The organism is Bradyrhizobium sp. SZCCHNS1022, from assembly GCF_032484835.1.
Classification (GTDB): domain Bacteria; phylum Pseudomonadota; class Alphaproteobacteria; order Rhizobiales; family Xanthobacteraceae; genus Bradyrhizobium.
Window position 1 is genome coordinate 2738766 of record NZ_JAUETT010000001.1, and the last position, 26710, is coordinate 2765475.

The window sequence follows — 26710 nt, forward strand, 5'->3', positions numbered from 1 at the left end:
AGCCTTACTGCCCCAGCCGCTCGATCAGCGCTGGCGCATGCACCTGGTCGGCCTTGTAGTTGCCGGTCAGGGTGTACATCACGATATTGACCCCGGCGCGGAAGGCGAATTCGCGCTGGCGCGGTTCGCCCGGCACCAGCGGCAGCATGGCCTGGCCGTCGGGCCGGATCGCCCAGGCGCCCGCAAGATCGTTTGAAGTGATGATGATCGGGGACACGCCGTCGCCGCCGCGCGCCGGGCGCGCCGCACTCTCGTCCTCGTCCTCCTTGGGCAGCGCTTCGACCCAGGTCTGGCCGTTGGTGTAGCGCCCCGGAAAGTCGCGCAGCAGGTAGAACGTTTTGGTCAGCACATGCTCGCGCGGCACCGGCTCGAGTTCGGGCACATCCAGCGAGGAGAGGATCTCACGCAGCGCCTGCATGCCGGGAGTTTGCGAGCCGTTGTCGCCGGGCGGCGCCTCGACGGCGTCGCGGGTGTCGAAGATCACGGTGCCGCCCTGCTTCATGTAGGCGTCGATCTTGTTGATCGCGTCCTGCGGCGGCTTTGGCGCGCCCGGCACGATCGGCCAGTAGATCAGCGGAAAGAACGCGAGTTCGTCGTGGGCGGGATCGACGCCGACAGGATCGCCGGCTTCCAGCGCGGTGCGCTGAGCCAGGAACAGGGTGAGTCCCGTCATGCCGGCCTTGACGATCGAATCGACGTCGGCATTGCCGGTCACGACATAAGCGAGCCGGGTCTGCGACACCGCGCGCATCGCGAACTCGTCGCTGGCGGCGTCAGCGCGCGCGGGCGAGGGGACGCCGATCGCGAGTATGGCACCGGTGGCGAGCAGCGCGACGGCGACGGCCGCCGGCGCGGCGCGCCGTCGCACCAGCGCTGCCAAGCCGCCGCCCAGCAACGCCACGATGACAGCGTCGATCAGGAACAGGAGCAACGCGGTCGAGAGCAGGATGCCCCTCAGATCGCGCGGCTCGGCGTTGGTGTAGCTCGCGCGGCGTGCCGTGAGGCTCGACGTATCAAGCGGCAGGATCCGATCGGCGGCGGCAAGCGTATTCACGGCAGTGGGTCCTTCGGCAGGGCCGTAGAAGCCAGGTGGATGGTCCAGCGAGGCGCGGTCCTGGAAGTTCGCGGGCAGCGGTTTGGCGGTCGAAGGCGGCGGCCCGAACGCGCCGAAGCCGTCGAGCACGTGGAGCGGGGCAAGCGTCGCTTTGGCCGTCTCGCCGGCCGGACCTGCACCAGGTGTGCCGGTGTAGCCGGACATGTCGACGATCCGTCGCAGCATCTCGACCATCGCGCCCGACATGGGCAGATCCGACCAGCGCATGTCGGCGCTGACGTGGAACAGCGCGATCACACCCTTGCCGCGGTGTTCGCCGGTGACCAGAGGTGTGCCGTCTTCCAGCGAGGCCCAGCTCTTGGTCGCCAGCACCGCGTCCGGCTCGGCCAGCACCTGCCGGCTGACCGTGACATCCTTCGGGACAGCGAGGCCGGCGAACGGGCCGTCGGCGGCGAAGGCGGCGAGATGCTGCGGCTTCTCCCATGTCAGGCTGCCGCCGAGCGTGCGGCCGCCGCGGCGCAGCTTGACCGGCACGAGGTCGTCGTCGCCCTGCGCCAGCCGCGGCCCGGCGAAGCGGACGAGGACGCCGCCGTTCTCGATCCAGCCGGTGAGCCGGTCGCGCAGTTCCGGCGACAGGGTGCCGACGTCCGCCATCACGATCATCGGCACTTTCTGGTCGAGAAACTGGCTGATCACCTGCTGTGGCGCGCCGCGGTCGCCAAGCCTGAGGTCGGCGAAGGGCGCCAGTGCGCGCGTCAAATAGAAAGTCGGCGCGAGCAGCGGCTGCGCCGTGTCGCTGGTCGAGCCCGACACGATGCCGACTGCACGCCGGCGCCAGCGTTTGTCGAGCAACTGCACGGCGCCGGCGGAGCGTTCGCCCGCGATCTCCAGGCGCGTAATGTCGTTGCGCAGTTCGACCGGCAGGTCGAAGCTCGCTTCGGTGTCGTGCGCACCCGGGGAGAAGCTGAACTGGGCGTCGCCGACCGGCGAGCCCTTGGCGTCGAGCGCGCGAACGATGCCGCCGGGCACGCTCAGATCCGCGCGCAGCACCTTCACCGTCATCTTGGCGGCGGCATTCTCGGCGTCGGCCAGCGCCAGCGGCGACAGGGTGCCGCCTTCGAAGACCGTGAGCGGACGTTCGCCGATGGTCTTGCCGAGACCCGCGACGAACTCGCCGCCGCGGCCGGGGTCGACGCCGTCCGACAGCCAGACAATCTCGGCGTCGCCGGTCGCTTTCAGGAAGCGATCGAGCATCGGCAGCGCGTCGGCACGCTCGGCGGTGAACGGCTTGGGCGCAATCTGCCGCAGCGCGACGCGCGCAGCTCCGGCCGGCATCAGCGTGATGTCACGCGCAGGCTCCGACAGCGGCACCAGCGCGACGCCGCGGCGGTCCGCATCGGCATTGGCGATCGTCTCGTCGGCGGTCCTGAGGCGGGCGTCCCAGCTCGCCGCGGCGCTCCAGCTGTCGTCGATCAGCAGCACCAACGGCGCCTTGCTGCCCGCGGCCTGGTTGCGCGGATTCCAGATGGGACCTGCGGCTGCGAAGATGACGAGCGCGGCTGCGATCAGCCGCAGCAAGGTCAGCCACCAGGGTGAGCGCGAGGGCGTCTCCTCTCGCGGTGTGATATCGAACAACAGCCGCGTCGGCGGAAACTCGATGCGCCGCGGCCGCGGCGGCATCAGCCTGAGCAGCCACCAGAGCACCGGCAGGCTGACCAGTCCGATCAGCAGCAGCGGTTCGGTAAAAGAGAGCGGCAGACCCATCATGCGCCAAATCCTGATGCGCCAAATTCTGATGCGCCAGGTCCCAATGCGCTATGTCCGGCTTTGATGTTGCCACGGATGCCGCCTTTGCTGGTGGTCATCCCGGCGTGCAGGAAAAGCAGCAGCTCAGCCGCCGAACGGCTGGTCGTGTGCGTGCTGAACAGCCAGTCGAGTTTGCCGGTCTCGGCGCGGATCTCCTCACGATGCAGTGCGACGCGGGCGACATAGTCCTCGGCCCAGCGCTCGGCGCGGCCCGCAATGATCATCTGCCCGCCTTCGGGCTCGACGAATTCGACGCGGCCGGAATAGGGGAAGCTCTCCTCGGCGGGGTCGACCACCTGCACCATCGTGCCATGCGCCCCGGAGGCGGAAAGGCCCGCCAGCATGGTCTTGATCTCTCCGATCGGCGACCAGAAATCGGATAGCACGACGATCTCGGCGAGCGCCGAGGGGACGAAGGAGGGTGGCAGGCTCGGCCGGTCCGTCTCGTCGTGCAGCATCGCCTGCGCGATCCGGTCGATCACGCTGCGGCTGGCAGTCGGATTCATCAGGCCGGGAATGCCGACCCGTTCGCCGCCGGCGACGAGCAGCTCGGCGAGCGCAAAGGTCACGATCAATGCGCGCTCGAGCTTGCTGTCGCGCGCGTCCTTCGAGGCAAAGCTCATCGATGGCGAGCGGTCGGGCCAGATCCACACGGTGTGCGCGGCTTCCCATTCCTGCTCGCGGACATAGAGATGATCGTCACGCGCCGAGCGCCGCCAGTCGACGCGCTGCGACGGTTCGCCCGAGACGAAGCGGCGATATTGCCAGAAACTCTCGCCGGGACCCGACCGGCGGCGCCCATGCAGGCCATGGATGACGTTGGCGGCGATCTGGCGGGCCTCCAGCACCAGCCGCGGCAACGATGCGGAAAGCGTGCGACTTTCGCCATCGGCACGCCGGATTGCGACGATCTCCTTGTCGGCGTGCTCTCGCGTTGCGGCCATCAACCGATCCGGCTTTTGAGTTGCCGGATCACGTCCGGAATGGTGCGCCCTTCGGCGCGCGCCGGGAAGGTCAGCGCCATGCGGTGCTTCAGCACGGGCTCGGCCAAATCGAGCACGTCGTCGATCGAGGGCGCAAGGCGGCCGTCGAGCAGCGCGCGGGCGCGCACTGCGAGCATCAGGGACTGGCTGGCGCGCGGGCCCGGGCCCCAGGCGATCAGCTTGCCCGCTTCGCCCGCATCCGGTCCCGGACGCGCCGAGCGGACCAGCGACAGAATCGCTTCCACCACGGAATCACCGACCGGCAGGCGGCGCACCAGCCGTTGCGCCGCGATCAGCGCGTCCGCCGTCATGGCAGTTTTGGCCGCGGCCTCCTCGGCGCCGGTGGTCTCGAACAGAATACGCCGTTCGGCATCGCGGTCGGGGTATTCCACGTCGATTTCCATCAGGAAGCGGTCGAGCTGGGCTTCGGGCAGCGGATAGGTGCCTTCCTGCTCCAGCGGGTTTTGCGTCGCCAGCACGTGGAAGGGCTTGGGCAGATCATGGCGGGCGCCCGCAACCGTGATGTGCTGCTCCTGCATGGCCTGCAGCAGCGCCGACTGGGTGCGCGGGCTGGCGCGGTTGATCTCGTCCGCCATCAGAAGCTGCGCAAACACGGGCCCTGCGATGAAGCGGAAGGAGCGTTTGCCGGCCGAGCTTTCGTCCAGCACTTCGGCGCCCAGAATGTCCGACGGCATCAGGTCCGGGGTGAACTGGATGCGCTTGGCGTCGAGCCCGAGCGTCACGCCCAACGTCTCGACCAGCTTGGTCTTGGCAAGGCCGGGAACGCCGATCAGCAGGGCGTGGCCGCCCGAGAGGATCGTCACCAGGGTGTTTTCCACCACTTTGTCCTGGCCGAAGATGACGGCGGAGATGGCGTCCTTCGCCGCGCGAATCTGCCCCGACACCTGTTCGGCCGACCGGACGATCGCATCTTCGAGCTTCTCGGCACTCTCAGCCATTCCCGCTTCTCCTCTGCCCCGCAGCCTTTAAGTCCCTGACCGCCGATCCGCTCCATTTTTCCAATGAAACCGCGGCCAGATTGCGCGAAGGCTCTGTATTCGTTGAGTTAAACTATCCCCATCTTATCGGCATTCTGGGGTATCGAGCGCATCACGATATGGCGACCTCTGGTCAGGGCGCCCGCATCCGGAACTTTTACCAGTCGTTCTGCGATGACGATTTGCACCAAGACAATTTGCACCAAGATAATCTGCACCAATCGTGCCAAGGCCGATAGCGCAACCTCAGAGGAAACAATGGCGAACCAAGGGCAGAGCACGGATGCCGGGACCGGTCCAGGCCTCGATCGTCTGACCGCCGCCGCCAGCACGGCGAGCGCCTCCGGAAAGCTGCCGCCGGTGCATCTGTGGAATCCGCCATTTTGCGGCGATCTCGACATCCGAATCGGCTCGGACGGTAGCTGGAGCTATATGGGCACGCCGATCGGCCGGCCTGCGCTGGTGCGCCTGTTTTCGACAATTCTCAAGCGCGAGGGCGACAAATATTTCCTTGTCACGCCGGTGGAGAAGGTCGGCATCCGCGTCGACGATGCGCCCTTCATGGCCGTAGAAATGCGGGTCGAACCAGGCCAAGGCGGCCGGCTGCTGCATTTTCGCACCAATGTTGATGATTGGGTGGCCTGCGATGCGGCGCATCGCCTGCGGTTCGAGCCGGGCGAGGGCGGCGGGCTCACCCCCTATCTGCACGTTCGCGCCGGGCTCTGGGCCAAAGTCACGCGGCCGCTCTACTATGAGCTGGTTGACATGGGTGAGGAGCGGATGATCGATGGTCGGGCGGTGTTTGGGTTGGAGTCGGGCGGCGACTTCTTCCCGATGGCGGATGCGGAAGAGGTGAGGGCCGCAGGTTGACCGAGGCCATGGTGAGGAATGGGGCGGCCGTGCTCAGCTCAGCCGATTTTTTTGAGCGTGGCCGGCAGCGACTGCGGTTCGATGTGCCGCCCGCGCTGCTTGATCCGAACATCATTCCCGAGAGCGGGGATTCCGGCACCGATCGCATGCTCGAGATCATCGCGCGCGAGCAGCCGATTCGTCCCGCCGCCGTGCTGATTCCGGTGGTCGAGCATCCCGAGCCGACCGTGCTCCTGACCCAGCGCTCCGCGCATCTGTCCAACCATGCCGGGCAGATCGCCTTTCCCGGCGGCAAGATCGACGTGACCGACGCCTCGCCGCTCGATGCCGCCTTGCGCGAGGCCGAGGAGGAGGTCGGGCTCGACCGCGGCTTCGTCGATCCGATCGGCTATCTCGATGTCTACGGCACCGCTTTCGGCTTCCGTATCCTGCCGACTTTGGCGCGGGTGCGGCCCGGATTTGCGCTCAAGATCAACCAGGGCGAGGTCGACGACGCCTTCGAGGTGCCGCTGTCGTTCCTCATGAACCCTGCCAATCATCAGCTGCATGCGAAGGAATTCCGCGGCATGGAGCGGACCTATTACGCAATGCCGTTTGCCGAGCGCTATATCTGGGGCGCGACGGCCGGGATCCTGCGGCTGTTGTATGAGCGGATCTATCTCTCATGATCCGATCCATTCTGACGGAAATCGGGATCTTCCTCATTCCTTTTGCCGTCTACGCGCTGTTTCTGTTGGCGACCCGCTCCGGCTTGTTCGTGCCGGCCGCCTGGCCGCTCGCCCTGATCGCGAAGCTCACGGTGGCAGCGCTCGTGCTGGTGATCGTGAGCCTCGTTTTGCTCGCTCAGTTCTCCGGCGCGCCGCCGAACTCCACCTACACGCCGGCGCATATCGAGCACGGCAAACTCGTTCCCGGAGTTGAGCGATGACCGACGCGCAGATGCTGGATGCGCCCTGGCTCAGATCCGGTCCGGCTGCCCGCGTGCTGGCGCTCCTGAACTGCGACGGCGAGGAGGCGCGCGTGGTCGGCGGCGCCGTGCGCAACGCGCTGCTCGGCATTCCCATCGGCGACGTCGACATCGCCACCACGGCGCTTCCGGCCGAGGTGGTCCGTCGCGCGAAGGTCGCCGCGATCAAGAGCGTGCCGACCGGCATCGACCACGGCACGGTGACGCTGGTGCTCGAGGGCCATCCGTTCGAGGTGACGACCTTGCGCCTGGACACGGAGACCTTCGGTCGCAAGGCCAAGGTCGAGTTCGGCCGCGACTGGGTCGGCGACGCGCATCGGCGCGATTTCACCATGAACGCGCTGTCGGTGACCGCCGACGGCCTTGTGCACGATTATGTCGGCGGTCTCGCCGACATCGCCGTGCGCAGGGTTCGCTTCATCGGCGATCCGGCCCAGCGCATCGCCGAGGACTATTTGCGCATCCTGCGCTTCTTCCGCATCCATGCCGCCTTCGGCCATGGCGAGCCCGACCGCGAGGGCTATCTCGCCTGTATTGCCGCCCGTGCCGGCCTGGTCACGCTATCGGCCGAGCGAGTGCGCATGGAGATGCTGAAGCTTCTGGTCGCCGACGGCGCGGCCGGCGCGCTGACCGCGATGGTGGATGCCGGCCTCTTGACCTCGATCCTCGGCGGCGTCGCCTATCTCGGTCCGTTCGCCGCAATGGTCGCCGCGGAGCGCGAGCTTGGCCTTTCGCCGAACCCGATCCGCCGGCTCGCCGCGCTCGCGGTCGCCGTCACGGAGGACGCGCGCCGCCTCGGCACGCGGCTGAAGCTCTCCAATGCCGAGACCAAGGCGCTGGATTCGATGGGACATCGCTGGTGGCGGCTCGCCTCGGCCGACGAGGCGCGGGCGCGGCGGCTGCTCTATCGGCTCGGCGAGACCAATTATCGCGACCGGCTGCTGCTTGGCTGGGCGCGGGCCGGGCGCGACCGCGACGCGCCACGCTGGCGCGATCTCGCGCTTCTGCCGCAGCGGTTCTCGCCGCCGAAATTTCCGCTCAAAGCCGCCGACTTCATCGCCCGCGGCATCGCCGAAGGCCCGCTGCTCGGTCACGTGCTGACGCTGGCCGAGGATGCTTGGCTCGCCGCGGATTTTCCGCTCGATGCGCCGCGCCTGCACGCGATCGCCGACCAGGCTGCAGCACGCATCCACCGCGACGGGCGGTCGTGAACGCCTGCCGACGCGGCGCCTGTGAGATCGAACTGCATTGCGACCGCGTCTGGAAGGACATCATCCGATCGCTCGAAGCTGCGCACACCGGGCTGGCGTCCTCCCCGGAGGCCGCATTCGACTAAAGCTTGAGCAAGTTGCCGATCAGTTACGGCAGGATCTCCTGCCGTAGCGCGCCCTGTAACCGGCGCGGCTGGTTGAGGAAGCGTGTCCTGCGGATGTCAATAGAACACGAACGCGATCAGCCGCGGCTTGGTCGGTGGTTGCGCGTCGAAGGTCCAGCCCCGTTTACCCGCGACGTAATCGCGTTGGGGGCCGACGCCGGAGCAAACTCCTGCGACCGCTCCAGGAGTGACGCACATGCCCGACACCATTGCCACCAACCCACAGCCGCTGCCCTGCGCAGACATCGTTGCGACCGACCGCGGCCATCACCTCTATGTTCGTGATTGGGGTTCAGGGCCTCCAGTGGTGCTGCTTGGCGGCTGGGCCACCGAAAGCTCCATCTGGGGCGCGACGATGACGGTCTTGAACGATCGCGGCTTTCGCACCCTCGCCTATGATCGTCGCGGTCACGGCCGCTCCACCGATCCCGGCAACTACACCTACGATGCGCTGGCCGATGATCTTGCCTGCGTGCTGAGCTGTCGCGAGCTGCGTGATGTCGTGCTCGTCGCGCACTCCGGCGCGGCGGGCGAGGCGATCCGCTACGCGACGCGCCATGGCCGGCAGCGTCTGGCGCGATTGGTGCTGGTCGGAGCCACGGGGCCGTGCATGCGGCGCCAGCCGGATAATCCGCTCGGCTTTCCCGATGACGTCGTCGACGCCATCGCACATCAGCTCGCGACCGATCTGCCGGGCTGGATCGATGCCAATGCCGAGCCCTTTGCCCCCGGAGCCACCCGCCGCACACTGGATTGGATCGCGGCGATGATCATGAATACCTCGCGCCGTTCGGCGCTCGGCTTTCAGCGCGAGATCGTCAATGCCGATCTGAGGGCCGAGGTGGCGGCACTTGATCTGCCGGTTACAATGATCCACGGCGACCGGGACGCCTCGGCGCCGCTCGAGCTGACGGCGCGCCGTTATGCCGAGCTCATCCCTGGCGCCGAACTGATCGTCTACCCGGACGTCGCCCACGGCGTGATGGTGACGCATGCTCAGCGTCTGGCAGAGGACATCGCGCGGATCGGTCGCACGCATCACGCGCCGGAACGCTAGTTCGCCGCGGTCCGGACCGGGGTGCCCTTGGCGACTGAGAGGCGGCGGTCCCAGTTCTGGACGCGCGACCACCAGGAGGGCTTGGCTTCGACAGGTTGCGGCGCGCTGGGCGCTCCAAAGGTGGCCGGGTCGTTCGTTCAGGCGTCCGGCACCAGTTCGGTCAGTGAGCGGATGATGCGGTCGGGTTTGACATCGGAGCCTTCCGGGAGGCCGTCGCCGTGGACGTCGATCCAGATCGCGTAGATGCCGAGCTTCTGGGGAGCTGTGATCTCCCATTCCAGATTGTCGCCGACCATCCAGGTGTCCTGCGGCGCAACGCCGAGCGCCTCCATCGCATGCCGATAGGCGCGCTCCTCCGGCTTGCCGAAGCCATGCTCGCCTTCGATCTGGATGTGGTCGAAACGGTGCGCCAGCGCAAAGCGTTCGATCTTGGCGCGCTGCATGTCGGCGGCGCCGTTCGTCACCAGCGCCAGCCTGACGCCGCGCGCCTTCAACTCGTCGATCGCCTCATGCGCGCCGGGGAACACGAACATCTGCTCCTCGCGATAGGCCGTGAAGCGGTCGCCGATGCGCACGGCGAGGTCATCTGGCAACACGCGACCGCTGGATGCGGCCAGCGCGGCAAAGCCGCCCTTCACCACGAGCTGCCGCGCCTCGATCAGCTTCAGCCGCCACTCGGCGCCGGCATTCGACCAGAATTGGCGCGCGGCACCGGTGATGGCCGCCGCGACGACCTGCGGCTCGTAGGGCGCGATCTCGCCGGCAAACTCGGTGGCGATGATGGTCCAGGCGAGCTCGGGCTTGCCATAAGCCGACAGGATGGTGTCATCCATGTCGATCAGCATGGCGCGGGGCAGGGCAGGGATCATCGGGCTCAGGGCCATTTCACCGCGGGCGGCATCGACGACAGGATGGACTCGACATTGCCGCCGGTCTTGAGCCCGAAGGTGGTGCCGCGATCATAGAGCAGGTTGAACTCGACGTAGCGGCCGCGGCGGATCAGCTGCTCCTCGCGATCGGCCTCCGTCCAGGGCGCCCCGAAATTGCGCCGGACCAGGTCGGGATAGACAGCAAGGAACGCGCGGCCGACATCCTGGGTAAAGGCGAAATCCGCCTCCCAGTCGCCGGAATCGTGGTGGTCGTAAAAGATGCCGCCGATGCCGCGCGGCTCCTTCCGGTGCGGCAGATAGAAATACTCGTCGCACCACTTCTTGTATTTGTCGTAAGGCGCCACTGCGTGATGCGCATCGCAGGCCCGTTTCATCGCCGCATGGAAGGCGATCGTATCAGGATCGTCCTGATTGCGCCGCCGGTCGAGCACGGGCGTGAGGTCGGCCCCACCGCCGAACCATGCCTTCGTGGTCACGACGAAGCGGGTGTTCATGTGCACCGCCGGCACATTCGGATTCCACATATGCGCGATCAGCGAGATGCCGGATGCCCAGAACCGCGGGTCTTCGGATGCGCCGGGAATCTGGCTGCGGAATTCGGGGGCGAATTCGCCGTGCACGGTCGAGCAATGCACGCCGACCTTCTCGAACAGCCGGCCATGCATGATGCCCATCACGCCGCCGCCGCCCTTGGCGCCGGAATGGTCGGTGCGCTCCCACGGCGTGCGCACGAAACGGCCGGGACTACCGGGATAAAGCTCCGCCGGCGCCTCGTCCTCGAGCCGTTCGAAGGCGGCACAGATGTCGTCGCGCAGACGCTCGAACCAGGCCCGCGCGCGTGCCTTGTGATCCTCGATTGCGGCTGTATCCATCGGCTGTCCCCGGTCTACGATTGCGGTCCGAAATAGGTGCAGGTCTCGTGGCAGCTGTCACGATGGACGCTGACCTTGGTGACCTCTCCAATATGCTGGACCCGTTCGTAGATGAAACGCGACAGGTTCTCGAGCGTCGGCAGCCCGATCGCCTCGATCTTGTTGAGGAACTTGTGGTCGAGCATCTTCTGGATCTCGGCGAGGCTCTGCGTCAGTACGCCGAAATCGACCACCATGCCGGTGTCCGGATTGGTCGTGTTGCCGCGTACGGTCACCTCGACGCGAAAGGAATGGCCGTGGATCTCCTGGCTCGCTTCGCCGAGCGTGGTGATCGGCAGCGTGTGCGCGGCCTCGAAGGTGAACGATTTGGTCAATTCCCACATCGTGAAGGTCTAAATCCTCTATCTGATCCCGATCATCTTGTGCGTCTGCAGGCTGAGCCGCCACTGCGGATGCGTCAGGCAGTATTCGGTTGCGCGCGCGGTGTTCTCGGCCGCCTCAGGCCCGTCCATCGGCTGCAGCGAAAAGCGCTCGAAGGCCAGCGTCTCGAAGTCCTCAGGCCGTGCGCCCGCTTGCGGATACACCAGCTTCAATTCGTGGCCGTGACGAAGCTTCAGCTCGGCGCCGGCCTTGGGGCTGACGCAGATCCAGTCGATGCCCTCGGGCGGAAGCAGCGTGCCGTTGGTCTCGAGCCCGACCGCAAAACCGCGCGCGTGCAGGGCCTCGATCAGCGCCGCATCGACCTGCAGCAGCGGCTCGCCGCCGGTCAGGATCGTATAGCGGTTGGCCTCGCCCCCTGTCCATTGCCCCGCGATGGTATCGGCGAGCTCCTCGGCCGTGGCATAGCGCCCGCCCAGGGTGCCGTCGGTGCCGACGAAATCGGTGTCGCAGAACCGGCAGATGGCGTCGGTGCGGTCCTGCTCCCGGCCGCTCCACAGGTTGCAACCGGCAAAACGGCAGAACACGGCGGCGCGGCCGGCATGGGCGCCTTCGCCCTGCAGGGTCATGAAGATTTCTTTCACCGCGTAGCTCACCGTCGTCAGGTCTCCTCGAGCTTCCAGCGCCATGTGGTTGTCACCTCTGCCCGCGTGCGGGAAGAGGGAGCTTGGCAATCGCTTGCGACAATGCTCAGCGCGGGCCGGTCACGACTCGGCGCCCGCCCCGTGCCTCGTCTGCCGCAGCGCCTCGCCGATTGCCATGGCAGCGGCCATGGCCACATTGAGCGAGCGCAATCCCGGCTGGAGCGGGATCAGGAGCCGCGCGTCCGCCGCCTCGCTGACCGCTTCCGGAACACCGGCGCTTTCGCGTCCGAACAGCAGGATATCGTTCGGCCGATAGGCGAAATCCAGGTAGGAGGTTGCACCCTTGGTCGTGAACAGCAACAGGCGATGACCGCTCTCGGTCCGCCAGGCGTCGAAAGCCGCCCACGAGTCGTGTCGCAGCCACGTCACGCGGTCCAGATAGTCCATTCCCGCGCGGCGGAAAAGCCGGTCGGAGACCGGAAATCCGGCCGGTTCGATGATATGTGCGGCCACACCGAGGCAGGCGCACAGCCGCAGAATCGTGCCCGTATTCTGCGGAATGTCCGGCTGATAGAGCGCGATCTGCATGCAAACGAGTCTCAGGGCTTTAAGGAAAATGGTGCCGAAAATCCGCTTGTCCCGGCGGATGTGGTGCATGGCGCACGAACCGGCCGATAGCGGGCTTGCGCTCGTATCGCAAGGGTGCCAATAGATCGATTCTGGACGGGGTGTTCCACCAGGGGCGGTGGAGCGCGCCCATTTCTGCCGCCGCGGGGGTCGCGGGCGCCGGCAGGCATCTCCCGGTCACGTGGTGGACGTCGAACGGGGCGGTTCCTCCGGCTGCAACGATAAGAAAGGGTTGGAATCGTGACAGCGTCTACTGTGGATCACCCGACACGCCGGGACTTCCTGTTCGTCGCCACCGGAGCGGTGGCCGCCGTCGGGGGAGTGGCCACGCTCTGGCCTTTTATTGCCCAGATGAACCCCGATGCCTCGACCATCGCCGCCGGCGCCCCGATCGAGGTGGATCTCGCCCCGATCGCCGAAGGTCAGGACATCAAGGTGTTCTGGCGCGGCAAGCCGATCTACATCTCCCACCGCACCAAGAAGCAGGTCGAGGAGGTGCAAGCGGTGCCGCTGTCGAGCCTGCCCGATCCCGCCACCGACCAGTCCCGCACCAAGGCGGGCCACGAGCAGTGGCTGGTCGTGATCGGCATCTGCACCCATCTCGGCTGCATTCCGATCGCGCATGAGGGCAATTACGACGGCTTCTTCTGCCCCTGCCATGGCTCCCAGTACGACGCCTCCGGCCGCATCCGCCAGGGGCCGGCCCCGGCGAACCTGCCCGTTCCGCCCTACCAGTTCGTTTCCGACACCAAGATCCAGATCGGCTGATCGGGCGTTTGCCCGAGCGGCCCAGCGCTGATCATGCCAAGATAATATTTCTTCAGGAACGCATCATGAGTGGACCTTCCGACTACCAGCCGAGCCATCCTGCCGTGAAATGGCTGGAACAGCGACTTCCCATCATCAGCCTGGTCCACTCATCCTTCATCGCCTATCCGACGCCGCGCAACCTGAACTACTGGTGGACGTTCGGCGCGATCCTGTCGGTGATGCTGGGTCTGCAGATCGTCACCGGCGTCATCCTGGCGATGCACTACACGCCGAACGCCGATCTCGCCTTCCGCTCGGTCGAATTGATCGTGCGCGACGTGAACTACGGCTGGCTGCTGCGCAACATGCACGCCGCCGGCGCCTCGATGTTCTTCTTCGCCGTCTACATCCACATGTTCCGCGGCCTCTATTACGGGTCGTACAAGGCGCCGCGCGAAGTGTTGTGGATCCTCGGCGTCATCATCTACCTCCTGATGATGGCGACCGGCTTCATGGGCTACGTGCTGCCGTGGGGCCAGATGAGCTTCTGGGGCGCCACCGTCATCACCAATCTGTTTTCGGCCGTGCCCTATTTCGGCGAGAGCATCGTGACCCTGCTGTGGGGTGGCTATTCGGTCGGCAACCCGACGCTGAACCGCTTCTTCTCGCTGCACTACCTGTTGCCGTTCCTGATCGCCGGCGTCGTGGTGCTGCACGTCTGGGCGCTGCACGTGGTCGGCCAGAACAACCCGGCCGGCGTCGAGCCGAAGACCGAGAAGGACATGGTGCCGTTCACGCCCTATGCGACGATCAAGGACTTCTTCGGCGTCGCCTGCTTCCTGATCTTCTATTCCTGGTTCATCTTCTACATGCCGAACTATCTCGGCGACGCCGACAACTACATCCCGGCCAATCCGGGCGTGACGCCGGCCCACATCGTGCCCGAATGGTATTACCTGCCGTTCTACGCGATCCTGCGCTCGATCCCGAACAAGCTGGCCGGCGTCATCGCGATGTTCTCGGCGATCATCGTGCTGGTGTTCCTGCCCTGGCTCGATTCCGCCAAGACCCGCTCCAACAAGTACCGGCCGCTGGGCAAGCAGTTCTTCTGGATCTTCGTGATCGTGTGCGTGCTGCTCGGCTATCTCGGCGCCCAGCCGCCGGAGGGCATCTATGTGATCGCCGGCCGCATCCTCACGTTCCTGTACTTCGCCTACTTCCTGATCGTGCTGCCGCTGCTTGCCCGCATCGAGAAGCCGCGTCCGCTGCCGAACTCGATCGCCGACGACGTGCTGGCCAAGTCCGGCCGCGTGCCGATGGTCTCGACGGTGATCGCGCTGTTCGTCGCCGCCACGCTGTTCGCGGGCTCGATTGGCCAGGCCCGTGCCGCGGAGGAGGGCACCCCGCCGTCGCTGAAATGGTCGTTCGCCGGTCCTTTCGGGACCTATGACCGCGGTGCGCTGCAGCGCGGATTGAAGGTCTACAAGGAAGTCTGCTCGAACTGCCACTCGCTGTCCTATGTGGCGTTCCGCAATCTGGCTGAGGACGGTGGACCTGGTTACACGGCGGCGCAGGCCGCGGCCTTCGCCGCCGAGTACAAGATCAAGGACGGCCCCAACGACGCCGGCGACATGTTCGAGCGTCCGGGCCGGGTCGCCGACTATTTCCCCTCGCCGTTCCCGAACGAGCAGGCGGCGCGTGCGGCCAATGGCGGCGCGGCCCCGCCGGACCTGTCGCTGATCGCCAAGGCCCGCTCCTACGAGCGCGGCTTCCCCTGGTTCATCTTCGACTTCTTCACCCAGTTCCAGGAGCAGGGGCCGAACTACATCGACGCGCTGCTGCAGGGCTTCGAGGCTAATCCGCCGGCCGGCTTCTCGCTTCCCGATGGCTCGTACTACAACAAGTACTTCCCGGGGCACGCGATCAAGATGCCGCCGCCGCTGTCCGACGGCCAGGTGACGTTCGACGACGGCTCGCCGGCCACCGTGCAGCAATACGCCCACGACGTCGCGACCTTCCTGATGTGGGCGGCGGAGCCGCACATGGAAGCGCGCAAGAAGCTCGGCTATCAGGTCTTCGTGTTCCTGATCATCTTCGCCGGCCTGATGTACTTCACCAAGAAGAGGGTCTGGGCCGCCGCGCATTGATGCGATCGGACGAGCTTGATGCGATCTGAAAAAGCCCCTTCGGGGGCTTTTTTGTTGTCGCGTCATTTCCTCTCCCGCGACAGGCGGGCTTGGGAGCTAGCCAGAATCCGCGCGAGTCAGATAGATCTGGATGATCCAGCTCGCTCGGCTTATCGGAAATGAAGACCGTCTCCCTTACCGTCTCGCAGGTTTTCGATATCGCCCTGAAGGCCTATGCCGCAGGCAAGCTCGGCCAGGCGGAGAAGACCTGCCTCAAGATCCTGTCGGCCGATCCTGCCTCCGCCATCACCCTCAACCTGCTGGGCGTGATCCACATGGCGCGCGGGCGCAACCAGCAGGCGCTCGTGCATTACGACCGTGCGTTGGCGCTGCGGCCCGACTTCGTCGAAGCCTGGAGCAATCGCGGCGCGCTGTTGAAGGCGACGGGGCGGCTTAAGGATGCCCTGGAGAGCTTTGATCGCGCGCTCGCCCTGCGCGCCGATCATGTCAGCGTGCTCAACAACCGCGCCGCCGTCCTCCAGGAGCTCGGGCGGCTCGATGAGGCGCTGGCCGATTACGACCGCGCGCTGGCGCTGCAGGGCGACTATCCCGAGGCACTGAACAATCGTGGCGTCGTGCTGCAGGCCCTGGGCCGCCAAGCCGAGGCGCTGGAGAGCTATGGCCAAGCGCTTGCGCTTCGCCCCGCTTTTGTCGAGGCGCTGGTCAATCGCGGCATGGCCCACAGTGCGCTGGCGCGGTTCGAGGAGGCCGTGGTGGATTACGATGGCGTGCTTGCGCTGCAGCCCAGGCACGTCGATGCACTCAACAACCGCGCGATCGCGCTGCGCCGGCTCGGCCGGCTCGAGGAGGCGCTCGCAAGCCATCAGGCCGCGCTGGCCTTGCGCGCGAACGATCCGAACGCGCTGGTCGAGCGCGGGCTCACGCTGCATGACCTCAAGCGCCCGGACGAGGCGTTGGCGAGCTACGATCGGGCGATCGCGCTCGATTCCGGCCATGCCGAGGCCTACGTGAATCGCGGCGCCTTGCTGCACGAGCTGGGGCGTCTGGATGAGGCCCTGCAAAGCTTCGAGCGCGCGCTCGTCTTGCAACCGAACAATGTCCAGGCGCTGACCAATCGCGGCGTCGTCCTCCACGATCTCGCGCGCTATGGCGAGGCGCTGGCGGACCACGATCAGGCGGTCATCATGCAGCCGGACGATGCGGCCGCTCTCAACAACCGCGGCGTGACTCTGCACAGGCTGCGGCGGCTGGAGGAGGCGCTGGCCAGCCAGGACCAGGCGATCTCGGCGCGGCCGGACTACGCCGAGGCTCACGCCAATCGCGGCATCATTCTGTCCGATCTCAAACGCTTCGACGAGGCGCTGGCGAGCTACGATCGCGCGCTGGCGCTGCGGCCGGATTACGCGGATGCGCGCTTCCTGAAGGGTCTCGCCAGTCTCGTCACCGGCGACCTCGCCGGCGGATGGGCCGGCTATGAGTGGCGGCACCAGGCGCCGGTCGCGCGGCTGACGCCGCGGGCGCTGCCGCAGCCGTCATGGCGCGGCGAAGATCTTACGGGCAAGACGATCCTGCTGCACAGCGAGCAGGGGTTCGGCGACTCCGTCCAGTTCTGCCGCTACGTGCCTCTGGTCGCGGCGCGCGGCGCGCGCGTCGTGCTGGAGGTCGAACGGCCGCTCTCTCGCTTGATGCAGACGCTTGCGGGCAGCAGCCAGGTCATCGCCAAGGGCGATCCGATTCCCGATGTCGATCTCCGCTGCCCGCTGCCGAGCCTGCCGCTGGCATTCGGGACCGGGCTGGAGACGATCCCGGCCGACGGAGCTTATCTGTGCGCGCCCGACAATGCCGCGGCGGAGTGGGCGACGCTGCTTGGCAACGGGCGCCCTCTGAGGATCGGGCTCGCCTGGGCCGGCAATCCCAACCATGTCCGCGATCGCGAACGATCGATGGAGCTCCGCCACCTGCTGCCGCTCTCAGGAATCGATGCGAGCTTCGTGAGCCTGCAGAAGCAGTTGCGCGACGGCGAGGCGGAGCTGCTGGCGCAGAGCGGAATTCTCGATGTCAGCGACAGGCTGGGGGATTTCGCCGATACGGCGGCGCTGATCTCCCAGCTCGACCTGGTCATCTCGGTCGACACCGGCGTTGCGCATCTCGCAGGCGCCCTCGGCAAGCCGGTCTGGATCATGCTGACCCACGCGCCGGATTGGCGCTGGCTGCTCGACCGGGACGACAGTCCCTGGTATCGGACCGCGCGCCTGTTCCGGCAGAGCGACAGCCGCGACTGGGACGACGTGATCGCGCGGGTGCGCACGGCGCTCGGCGAACTCAGAGCCCGCAAGGCAAGGATCGCAGCTGCGTGATGATCGGCCGTTGTCGGCCCGTCACATGTGTCCGCTACCCGCCACCTATTGCGGCCGGTCACGATCCGGCGAAGGCCAGTTGCCTGACCTTCGCGCAGCGGCCACAATGGCCATCAATCCCACTTGAACAACAAACCTCACGACGGAGGACATCCATGGGCACCCTCATCACCTTCAAGCGCCCCGACGGCAAGGACGCGAGCGGCTATCTGGCCAACGCAGCCGGCGGCAACGCGCCCGGCGTGGTCGTGATCCAGGAATGGTGGGGCCTGCAGGAGCAGATCAAGGGCATGTGCGACCGCTTTGCGCTGGCCGGCTTCGATGCGCTGGCTCCCGATCTCTACAAGGGCAAGGTGGTGCCCTATCACGACACGGACGCCGCAGGCCGCGAGATGAACTCGCTCGACTTCATGGATGCCACCACGCAGACGGTGCGCGGCGCCGCACAATATCTGTCGCGCACCGGCGCCAAGGTGGGATTGACCGGCTTCTGCCTCGGCGGCGCCGTCACCATCATCGGCGCCACCAAGATCCCGGAACTTGCTGCCGGCGTCGTGTTCTACGGCATCCCGCCGGAGCAGGCGGCCAAGCCCGCCGACGTGAAGATTCCGCTGCAGGCGCATTTCGCCAACAAGGACGATTGGTGCACGCCGGCGCTGGTCGACGGCTTCGAGAAGGCGATGAAGGATGCCGGCAAATCTCTCGAGCTCTATCGCTACGATGCCGAGCATGCCTTCGTGAACGAGCAGCGCGCCTCGGTGCACGACCGCGAGGCCGCCGAGCTCGCCTGGGGCCGCGCGACCGCGTTCTTCCATAAGCATCTGGGGTGAGGCAGTCACGGTTTGTGTAGTTGGCGTGGCAATTTCAACTGTCGTCCCGGCCTTGAGCCGAGACGACACCAATTGTGTGGCGAATGGCGCAGCCCAATGCTCTGCCGTCGTCCTCGCGAAAGCGAGGACCCATAACCACCGGCTTTCGTGAGGACGGGAGCTCTTGGCTCCACAAGGACGCGAGCTACTTCACGCCGCGCGAGATTGCGACATCCTCTGCTCCGCGCGCCTCGGCCGATCCGTCACGACCGACACGCCCCAGATCACGAGCCCCGCGAGCGCCAGCGCGGCGCCGACCCATCCCGTCGCGGGGAAGCCGAAGCCTGCTGAGAGTGCGAGACCGGCGAGCCACGGACCGAGCGCATTGGCCGTGTTGAACGCGGAGTGATTGAGTGCGGCCGCCAAGGTCTGCGCATCCTCCGCGACATCCATCAAGCGGGTCTGCAGGATGGTTCCGAGGCCCCCGCCGCAGCCGATCAGGAACACGACGAGCGCCAACGTCCAGACGTTGCCGGTCGCGAACGGATAGAGGGCGAGCGCCGCCGCGCTCCAGACCAGGGTCGCGCCCGCCGCCCGCATGACGCCGCGATCCGCGGCCCAGGCGCAGGCGAGATTGCCGATCGTCATGCCGAAGCCGAACACCGTCAGCATCACCGGGATCATGGACGGCGGCGCGTGCGTGACCTCGAGCAAGGTCGATGCGAGATAGGTGTACACCGCGAACATGCCGCCGAAGCCGATCGCGCCGGTGGCCAGCGTCAGCCACACCTGGCCGCGCCTGAGCGCGCCAAGCTCGCGCAGCGGGCTCGCGCCTTTCAGCGGCGCGCCATAGGGCGCGTAGAGCCGCACCAAAGTCGCCGTCAACAGGGCGAGGAGCGCGGCGAAGCCGAAGCTCCAGCGCCAGCCGATGAATTGGCCGATCAGATTGGCGAGCGGCACGCCGACCATCGTCGCGACCGTCAGTCCGGCAAGAACGCGCGAGACCGCTTGGCTGCGGCGTTCGCGCGGGACCAGCGATGCCGCAACCAGCGCGGCGACGCCGAAATACGCTCCATGCGGCAGACCGGCCAGAAAGCGGAAAGCCACCAGGAAACCATAGGTCGGCGCGAGCGCGGAGAGCCCGTTGCCGACTGCGAACAGCAGCATCAGCAGCACGAGCAACGTTCGCCGTGCCAACCGTGCCGCGAGCACCGCGATCACAGGCGCGCCGACGACCACGCCCAGGGCATAGGCGCTGATGACATGGCCGGCGGTGGTGGCCCCGATGCCGAGATCGGGCGCGAAATACGGCACCAGGCTCATCGCGGCGAACTCGGTGGTGCCGATGGCGAAGCCGCCGATCGCGAGTGCCAGCAGGACGAGGCCCGGATGATGATGTTTCGAGCCGGCCGCAGTACCCGATGGGGCGGGATCAAAGGACGAGGGATCGGCGATCTGGTTCATGTCCGAGCGTGTCGATCAGGGTGGAAGGCAGTCGAGGTAGGCAGGGGCGGAGAAAGGCGGGGCGTCGCAGCGCGAAACAGCCGGGTATCCTCCCAGTCACCCGGCGGTGAAGCAGCACCGACGCGTCGATGTTGATATTGCATTGCAATAGTAGGCGACCTACCCCGGTAGGGGGAGACCCGGGAGGGGGCGCCAGATATGCGCGACAGGCAGGTCCCACATGGGCTCGGCGGGAAAGAGGAATAAGACCCTCTCCCGGCACCACGCAGGATGGCGATGTGCGCATCCCTCTTGGCGCCGTTGTGCGGAAGTCCGGGAATCGACGCGGGCGTGGCGAATGGTCAGCGGCCCGTTACGTCACTCCGCGGGCTCCTCGCCAGCGATCTTGCGGAGTTCATTCCCGGTAGAGGCGTTGTCCCCAGGCTGGCCTTTACCCGCTCGCGATCCTGCGGGGCGGCGACCGAGCCGCTTGGCCTGCGCCTCGAGGAAGCAATCGAGCAGCGTCTGCTGCTTCTGAAGCGCATGCGACACAGGAGGCTGTTTGCCGCGGGCCATGATGAATTCTTGGTAGCGGAAGATGGTTAATTATTCTTTGCGCTCCTATCGCAAATTGGCAACAGTGTTGCGCAGATATCTCCCTATTTCCGGTGTTTGCCATCTCGTGAAGCAACTAGCAGTGTGTGCTCGGCCATAGTTGCATGCGCGCAACATGAGGTTGTCGCACGCTCTCTACAGCCGATGGCTGTATCGGACGCATGCCGTGCTGCATTCGATTCGGAGCCTGCGGCCTGACTGATTCGGGCGGAGGGCGCTCAGCGCCTGCCGGATGTGGGCACTGCCAATCCTATGCTCGAAGCTCCAAATCGCCTCGTTTGTACGGCGAATACAATCTAAGATAGTATTTTGGCGCGGCAACGGAGGGGCGGAATGAGCGTCGCATTCGCGCTGGCGGGCCTGGGCGGGCTGAATGCACATGGCGCCGGCTTTCTCGACACCGCCCGCGCCTGGGGTGTGACGCCGGATCTGGTGACGGCGACCTCCGGCCAGATCCTGGTGCTGGCGGAATGGCTGCAGGGGCACGACTTACGCGCGCTGCTCGTCTCGCCCGAGGCCGAGAACAATCCGGTCGCTCAGGCCCGCACCGTTCTGTTCGGTTATCCCGGCGTCTTCAGGCCGGCCTATGCCGAGGCCTTGTTCCGCTTGGCGGCGGTGCCGGATTGGAGCGAAGGCCTGCTGAACGTGGTCGCCGATCGCCTGGTTCCGGCGCAGCAATATGTGCCGGTGCGCTCGGATGACGAGCTTGCCCATGTCGCGACGGTGCTGAACGAGAGCGCGACCGGCGTGGTGTTCAACACCTACGATCCGCGGTCGGGCGTCGGCCTGCTTTACGGCAACGACGTCGCGCGCAGGCTGTTGCCCGAGCAGAAATCGATTCCCAACACGCGCGCCGCCGCGGCGCTGCGTTCGGCGGCCAAGCGCGACCTGCGTTATGCGTCCGACGTCGTGCAGGAACGCAAGATCCTCCCGATCACGGTCGGGGCGATCAAATCGGCGCTGTGGCTTTCGCTTTACGGCTTCAAGAACCTGCCGGGCGGACAGATGGACGGCGCCTATCACCGCGCCTGCATCGTCTCCGAGTTGCACGGCTTCGAGCGCATCTTCGCGGTCCGGCCGCTGGCGAATGGCTGGCAGGGACAGGCGCCGGCCAACTGGTTCGAGGTGCAGGACTGGACGTACGAGATGTGGTTCTCGGTCGGCTACAAGGCCGAGGTCGACACGCTCAAGCGCATCAACGACCTGATCGCTTCAGGCGCTCTCACCGATCCGAAATATAAGCCGGTCGAGCTGATCGAGATCCAGCCGGCAACGCCGGCCGGCTATTTCAACTACTTCGTCGAGCGCGGCGAAGTCTACGAGAACGCGGTGCAGGCGACGGAGCTGAAGTTCAAGGAGCATGGGCTGACGAAGCCGGGGACGTGACCAAACGGCGCCTCAGATCCGGCTGCGGTCTTGCCTGATGCAGCAGCAGGAGCAAGACCTATCGCCTCGTCGGATCTGAGACTTCCGGGGCGCTTCCCAGCTTGTGCTCGGACGCCTTTTCTCGATTGGCGCGAGCTTCGGCATAATTGGGATCGAGTCTGATTGCCTCATCGAAGTCAGCGATGGCGCGATCGAGATTTCCCTTATGCTCAAAGGCAAGGCCACGGTTGTTGTAGGCCTGCACATATTTTGGATCGAGCCTGATTGCCGCGTCGAAGTCGGCAATCGCGCGGTCATGATCGCCCTTGTCGTCGTAGGCGACGCCCCGGACATTGTAGGCGCGGACGTAGCTTGGATCGATCTTGATCGCTTCGCTCAGGTCCGCGATGGCGCGTTCGTAATCCTTCTTTTCGTAGAACTCGAGGCTACGATTATAATAGTGGATTTTCGTGGATTTGGAATCAAGGCCGATTGCCGTTGTGAAATCGTCTATGGCGCGGTCGTGCTCGTTCTGGTGCCGATAGATGAGACCACGATGCTGATAGGCCAGCGCGTCGCTCGGATCACGTTTGATACTTTCACTAAAGTCTGCGAGAGCATGATCGTCATCTCCCTTGCCTTCATAGGCGAGGGCGCGATCGTAGTAAGATCTGACGTACTGAGGGGCAAGCTCGATCGCTTTTCCGAAGTCTTCAATTGCGCGATCATAGTCTTTTTTGGCGAGGTGCGAGAGGCCGCGACTGTGATATGCTTGGGCATGCCGCGGGTTTAACTCAAGTGTGCGATTGAAGTTACTGATAGCTCGGTCGTAATCATTCTTGAAATTGTAAATGAGGCCACGGTGATAGTAAGCAAGGGCATATTTTGGGTTTAGCCTGATTGCCTCGTCATAGTCGGAAATCGCTCGATCGTAATCAGCTATAGCAGAATACGCGAATCCCCGGTTGTTGAAACTCGGCGCGAAATCCGGATCGAGCCGGATCGCCTCGCTGAGGTCAGCGATGGCCCGATCGTAGTCCTTCTTCTCGAAGTAGGCATTGCCGCGGTTGAAATAGCCCTGGGTCTGATCCTTTCCGGACCATCGGCCGGATTGGATCGCCCATGTGCAGCCCTCGATCCGCAAATCTGGCGAGAAGGCGGAGGCTAGGCACCAGGCGATTTGTCGTTCGGTCTGCGCACCGGCAGGGGCGGTTTGCGCTCCTGCAACGATCGCGGCTCCCAACAGGGCGAACGAAAACTGTTGCAACTTCACCGGCGCTCCACAGGTCCGCAGCAACGGAACAATACAATGGGCGCGGCCTGAGCCACAATTCTGAAGTCTTGCCGGCAAGAGGAGTCGCGATCTGTGTTGGCTGGATGTCCTGAAACGCCAAATTCATCAGCCGCATCAAGCTGATTTGGGCTGTCCAGTCTTCGCCGCGAAAATATTCTTGTTTCTTGTTTTCCGAAATTGTGCTTATGTCGGCGCGTCCCGCCTCGGCACGAGGGGCGTATCGCGATCGTCACGACACGCGGGGTGGGATGCGGTGGGCGCTCTGGGCCGCAGCATGATCTCATCATGCGGACGAACAGCCCGAGGCGCACGGCGAAGTCGTACGGTCCTGGCCTCCCGACGCTGAGGTCTGCGCAACGCGCTGAAGGCGCGTTGTCGCAAACGGGGGCAAGAAAGCCCGGTCCCCGGGGAGAGTACGTATAACCCGTCAGACCATCGTGCAGGGAAGGCCGGGATGTCTCGGCCGAACCTGTGGTACCTGCCGCCTGCATTTTTTTCGCAGGCGGGCCATGGGGGCGGCGAGCTCCCGGCCTTCCCTGCGCCCTCGCCTTTGAGAGGGCGATGTCGATGATCATCACTCGGGCATCAGGTGTCGCGAGAATGCTGCTGCATGTCCCATGCTCATCATCATCCCGGGTCTCGCTTTCAGCTCGGCCGAGGATAGGCTCCAGCGAGGATCCACTACGCCGCGCCACTCGGAGTGGAGCGCCAGCACCTTCCAGAGGAGGGGCTGCGGGAGCAGTTCAGCTCGCAATCTCGGTGGCCGAATGGTGGAGCGGAATCCAACGATGGTTTGCGACCTTCGAGACAGCGGTATCGCCGCGGATGCGCCCTCTCTCCTTGTGGGGGAGGGCATGTCGGACCGATCGGAAAACTCGGTCGGGTGAGGGGTATGCCTCCGCGAGCGCTGTTTGCGGAGAGAGACCCCTCACCCAACCGAGTGCCTGGATGGGCCGGAGATGCCCTCTCCCACAAGGGGAGAGGGTGCTGTATCGCGCAGGCGCTTGCAGCAGCTTGCTAAGGTTGATCGCCCTTGACCTCCGTCCCCTGTCATGGTCTGGTCCCGCCCATGAGCACCGTCCTCCGCCCAGCCCGTCTCTGGTGGCGCACCTTGTAACAAGGTGGCCGGTGCGATTTCCTGACATTCAATCGCTTGAGGCCGCCACCCGGCGGCGGCTCTTCCGTTTGTCCTGTGTGGCGTTCCCTCGGCAAGTTTCGTAAGAGGACGCCAAGAGGACCCCCATGAACAGGACCGTTTTTTCCCTGCCGGCCTTGAGCGAGTACCGCACCCGCGGCGGGCTTGCGATCACGCGCGCCACCGAACAGTTTTCCGGCGGCGCCAGCCGTCTTGACGACCTCATCGACCTGCTGGATCGGCGCCGCGGGGTGGTGCTGTCGTCCGGGACCACCGTCCCCGGGCGGTATGACAGTTTCGACCTCGGCTTTGCCGATCCGCCGCTGGCACTGGAGACGACGGGGACGAATTTCGCCCTGCTGGCGTTGAACCGCCGCGGCGAGGTGCTGATCGCCTTTCTCGGCGCGACCCTGCGCGACTCCGCGGTCGTCATCACCGAGCACACCCCGGCACGGCTGGCGGGACATATCGTTCGCGGCCCAGCACCGGTCGAGGAAGACCAGCGCACCCGCCGCGCCAGCGTGATGTCGCTGGTGCGGGCGCTGATCGCGGCGTTCTCCGCCAGTGACGACCCGCTGCTCGGGCTGTTCGGCGCCTTCGCCTACGATCTCGTGTTCCAGATCGAGGACCTCGTCCAGAAGCGGCCGCGCGCGCAGGATCAGCGCGACATCGTGCTTTACGTGCCGGATCGCCTCCTGGCCTACGACCGCGCCACCGGTCGCGGCGTGATCCTCACTTACGACTTCGCCTGGAACGGCCAGTCGACAGCCGGCCTGCCGCGCGAGACCGATGCCAGCGTCTACCTGAAGGAGCCGCGCCAGGGCTTTGCCGACCACGCGCCCGGCGAATACCAGGCGACTGTGGAATTGGCCCGCGCAGCGTTCGCCCGCGGCGACCTGTTCGAGGCGGTGCCGGGCCAGCTGTTCGGCGAGCCCTGCGAACGCTCGCCGGCCGAAGTTTTCCAACGCCTCTGCCGCATCAACCCGTCGCCCTATGGCGCGCTGATGAATCTCGGGCAGGGCGAATTCCTGGTCTCGGCCTCGCCGGAAATGTTCGTGCGCTCCGACGGCCGCCGGGTCGAGACCTGCCCGATTTCCGGCACCATCGCCCGCGGCCGCGATGCCATCGGCGATGCCGAGCAGATCCGCCAGCTCCTGAACTCGGAGAAGGACGAGTTCGAGCTCAACATGTGCACCGACGTCGACCGCAACGACAAGGCGCGCATCTGCGTGCCCGGCACCATCAAGGTGCTGGCGCGGCGGCAGATCGAAACCTATTCGAAGCTGTTCCACACCGTCGACCACGTCGAGGGCATGCTGCGGCCGGGCTTCGATGCGCTGGATGCCTTTTTGACCCATGCCTGGGCGGTGACCGTGACCGGTGCGCCGAAGCTGTGGGCGATGCAGTTCGTCGAGGACCATGAGCGCTCGCCGCGCCGCTGGTATGCCGGCGCGATCGGCGTGGTCAATTTCGACGGCTCGATCAACACCGGGCTGACCATCCGCACCATCCGGATGAAGGATGGGCTCGCCGAAGTGCGGGTCGGCGCTACCTGCCTGTTCGACTCCGATCCGGCAGCGGAGGATCGCGAATGCCAGGTCAAGGCCGCCGCGCTGTTCCAGGCGCTGCGCGGCGACCCGCCCAAGCCGCTGTCGTCGACGGCGCCGGACGCCACCGGCTCGGGCAAGCAGGTGCTGCTGATCGATCATGACGACAGCTTCGTGCATATGCTGGCCGACTATTTCCGCCAGGTCGGCGCCAGCGTCACCGTGGTCCGCCATGTGCACGCGCTGAAGATGTTGAAGGAGCGGAGCTGGGATCTGGTGGTGCTGTCGCCCGGCCCGGGCCGGCCCGAGGACTTCAAGATATCCAAGACCATCGATGCCGCGCTGGACAGGAAGCTGCCGATCTTCGGCGTCTGCCTGGGGCTTCAAGCGATGGGCGAGTATTTCGGCGGGCGTCTTGGTCAGCTCAGCCAGCCCGCGCACGGCCGGCCCTCGCGGGTGCAGGTGCGCGGCGGGCGGCTGATGCAGGGTCTGCCGAATGAGATCGTGATCGGCCGCTACCACTCGCTCTTCGTCGAGCGCGAGGGCATGCCCGATGTCCTCACCGTCACCGCCTCGACCGAGGACGGGGTGGCGATGGCGATCGAGCATAAGAGCCTGCCCGTCGGTGGCGTGCAATTCCACCCGGAATCGCTGATGTCGCTCGGCGACGAGGTCGGCTTGAAGATCGTGGAGAATGCGTTCCGGCTCAATCGGCCGGGGAATTGAT

General features: G+C 65.8%; 21 protein-coding genes. 11 read left to right on the forward strand and 10 right to left on the reverse strand.

Annotation, left to right across the window (positions count from 1 at the left end; all coding sequences use genetic code 11):
• Nucleotides 1-4: 4 nt before the first annotated feature.
• Genes QX071_RS12395 through QX071_RS12405 form a run of 3 tightly spaced genes read right to left on the reverse strand, consistent with a single transcriptional unit; the run spans nucleotide 5 to nucleotide 4802 of the window.
• Nucleotides 5-2821, reverse strand: coding sequence for a DUF4159 domain-containing protein (locus tag QX071_RS12395; RefSeq protein WP_315706764.1), 2817 nt, complete (start codon nucleotides 2819-2821; stop codon nucleotides 5-7).
• The gene (locus tag QX071_RS12400; RefSeq protein WP_315706763.1) at nucleotides 2818-3804 is read right to left on the reverse strand and encodes a DUF58 domain-containing protein; all 987 of its coding nucleotides are present in this window, start codon (nucleotides 3802-3804) and stop codon (nucleotides 2818-2820) included. The genes QX071_RS12395 and QX071_RS12400 overlap by 4 nt, the downstream gene beginning before the upstream one ends.
• The gene (locus QX071_RS12405; RefSeq protein ID WP_315706762.1) at nucleotides 3804-4802 is read right to left on the reverse strand and encodes a MoxR family ATPase; all 999 of its coding nucleotides are present in this window, start codon (nucleotides 4800-4802) and stop codon (nucleotides 3804-3806) included. Before QX071_RS12405 ends, QX071_RS12400 begins: the two co-directional genes overlap by 1 nt.
• 297 nt (nucleotides 4803-5099) lie before the next feature.
• On the opposite strand from QX071_RS12405, the gene QX071_RS12410 reads away from it, so the two are divergent.
• From QX071_RS12410 to QX071_RS12430, 5 genes are all read left to right on the forward strand, one after another.
• Nucleotides 5100-5711, forward strand: coding sequence for a DUF1285 domain-containing protein (locus tag QX071_RS12410; RefSeq protein ID WP_315706761.1), 612 nt, complete (start codon nucleotides 5100-5102; stop codon nucleotides 5709-5711).
• An 8-nt stretch (nucleotides 5712-5719) separates the two neighbouring features.
• Complete coding sequence (locus QX071_RS12415; RefSeq protein ID WP_409977542.1) at nucleotides 5720-6379, forward strand: CoA pyrophosphatase; 660 nt, start codon at nucleotides 5720-5722, stop codon at nucleotides 6377-6379.
• On the forward strand, nucleotides 6376-6639 hold the full coding sequence (locus QX071_RS12420) for a DUF6111 family protein (RefSeq protein ID WP_315706759.1): 264 nt from the start codon (nucleotides 6376-6378) through the stop codon (nucleotides 6637-6639). The genes QX071_RS12415 and QX071_RS12420 overlap by 4 nt, the downstream gene beginning before the upstream one ends.
• A complete protein-coding gene (locus tag QX071_RS12425; RefSeq protein WP_315706758.1) occupies nucleotides 6636-7889 on the forward strand; it encodes a CCA tRNA nucleotidyltransferase in 1254 nt (417 codons plus the stop codon). The genes QX071_RS12420 and QX071_RS12425 overlap by 4 nt, the downstream gene beginning before the upstream one ends.
• 360 nt (nucleotides 7890-8249) lie before the next feature.
• Entirely contained in the window at nucleotides 8250-9110 is an 861-nt protein-coding gene (locus tag QX071_RS12430; RefSeq protein ID WP_315706757.1) for an alpha/beta hydrolase, read from the forward strand.
• A gap of 137 nt (nucleotides 9111-9247) precedes the next feature.
• On the opposite strand, the gene QX071_RS12435 is transcribed toward QX071_RS12430, so the two are convergent.
• The 5 genes from QX071_RS12435 to QX071_RS12455 form a co-directional block, all read right to left on the reverse strand.
• Complete coding sequence (locus QX071_RS12435) at nucleotides 9248-9979, reverse strand: HAD family hydrolase (protein WP_315706756.1); 732 nt, start codon at nucleotides 9977-9979, stop codon at nucleotides 9248-9250.
• Between the two features lie 5 nt (nucleotides 9980-9984).
• Complete coding sequence (gene hemF / locus QX071_RS12440) at nucleotides 9985-10872, reverse strand: oxygen-dependent coproporphyrinogen oxidase (RefSeq protein WP_315706755.1); 888 nt, start codon at nucleotides 10870-10872, stop codon at nucleotides 9985-9987.
• A gap of 14 nt (nucleotides 10873-10886) precedes the next feature.
• Entirely contained in the window at nucleotides 10887-11255 is a 369-nt protein-coding gene (locus QX071_RS12445) for a 6-carboxytetrahydropterin synthase (protein WP_315706754.1), read from the reverse strand.
• A gap of 18 nt (nucleotides 11256-11273) precedes the next feature.
• Nucleotides 11274-11906 (reverse strand): 7-carboxy-7-deazaguanine synthase, encoded by a 633-nt coding sequence (gene queE / locus QX071_RS12450; RefSeq protein WP_315706840.1) that lies wholly within the window; start codon nucleotides 11904-11906, stop codon nucleotides 11274-11276.
• Between the two features lie 108 nt (nucleotides 11907-12014).
• Nucleotides 12015-12482 (reverse strand): tRNA (cytidine(34)-2'-O)-methyltransferase, encoded by a 468-nt coding sequence (locus tag QX071_RS12455; RefSeq protein ID WP_315706839.1) that lies wholly within the window; start codon nucleotides 12480-12482, stop codon nucleotides 12015-12017.
• Nucleotides 12483-12758: 276 nt separating this feature from the next.
• Between QX071_RS12455 and petA the strand changes: the two genes are divergently transcribed.
• The 4 genes from petA (at nucleotide 12759) to QX071_RS12475 (ending at nucleotide 18605) form a co-directional block, all read left to right on the forward strand.
• Nucleotides 12759-13289, forward strand: coding sequence for a ubiquinol-cytochrome c reductase iron-sulfur subunit (gene petA / locus QX071_RS12460; RefSeq protein WP_315706838.1), 531 nt, complete (start codon nucleotides 12759-12761; stop codon nucleotides 13287-13289).
• Between the two features lie 65 nt (nucleotides 13290-13354).
• Entirely contained in the window at nucleotides 13355-15418 is a 2064-nt protein-coding gene (locus QX071_RS12465) for a cytochrome c1 (protein WP_315706753.1), read from the forward strand.
• A gap of 158 nt (nucleotides 15419-15576) precedes the next feature.
• The gene (locus QX071_RS12470; RefSeq protein ID WP_315706752.1) at nucleotides 15577-17775 is read left to right on the forward strand and encodes a tetratricopeptide repeat protein; all 2199 of its coding nucleotides are present in this window, start codon (nucleotides 15577-15579) and stop codon (nucleotides 17773-17775) included.
• 155 nt (nucleotides 17776-17930) lie between these two features.
• The gene (locus QX071_RS12475; protein WP_315706751.1) at nucleotides 17931-18605 is read left to right on the forward strand and encodes a dienelactone hydrolase family protein; all 675 of its coding nucleotides are present in this window, start codon (nucleotides 17931-17933) and stop codon (nucleotides 18603-18605) included.
• A 189-nt stretch (nucleotides 18606-18794) separates the two neighbouring features.
• Here the strand turns inward: QX071_RS12475 and QX071_RS12480 are convergent, their stop codons facing one another.
• Nucleotides 18795-20048: an MFS transporter gene (locus QX071_RS12480; protein ID WP_315706750.1), complete on the reverse strand. Its 1254-nt coding sequence runs from the start codon at nucleotides 20046-20048 to the stop codon at nucleotides 18795-18797.
• A 927-nt stretch (nucleotides 20049-20975) separates the two neighbouring features.
• Here QX071_RS12480 and QX071_RS12485 point away from each other — a divergent pair.
• Nucleotides 20976-22028 carry a hypothetical protein gene (locus QX071_RS12485; protein WP_315706749.1) on the forward strand — a complete coding sequence of 351 codons (1053 nt, stop codon included), beginning with the start codon at nucleotides 20976-20978 and terminating at the stop codon, nucleotides 22026-22028.
• 58 nt (nucleotides 22029-22086) lie between these two features.
• Here QX071_RS12485 and QX071_RS12490 read toward each other — a convergent pair whose 3' ends face one another.
• Nucleotides 22087-23280: a tetratricopeptide repeat protein gene (locus QX071_RS12490; protein WP_315706748.1), complete on the reverse strand. Its 1194-nt coding sequence runs from the start codon at nucleotides 23278-23280 to the stop codon at nucleotides 22087-22089.
• 1263 nt (nucleotides 23281-24543) lie between these two features.
• On the opposite strand from QX071_RS12490, the gene QX071_RS12495 reads away from it, so the two are divergent.
• On the forward strand, nucleotides 24544-26709 hold the full coding sequence (locus tag QX071_RS12495; protein WP_315706747.1) for an anthranilate synthase component I: 2166 nt from the start codon (nucleotides 24544-24546) through the stop codon (nucleotides 26707-26709).
• Nucleotide 26710 lies beyond the last annotated feature (1 nt).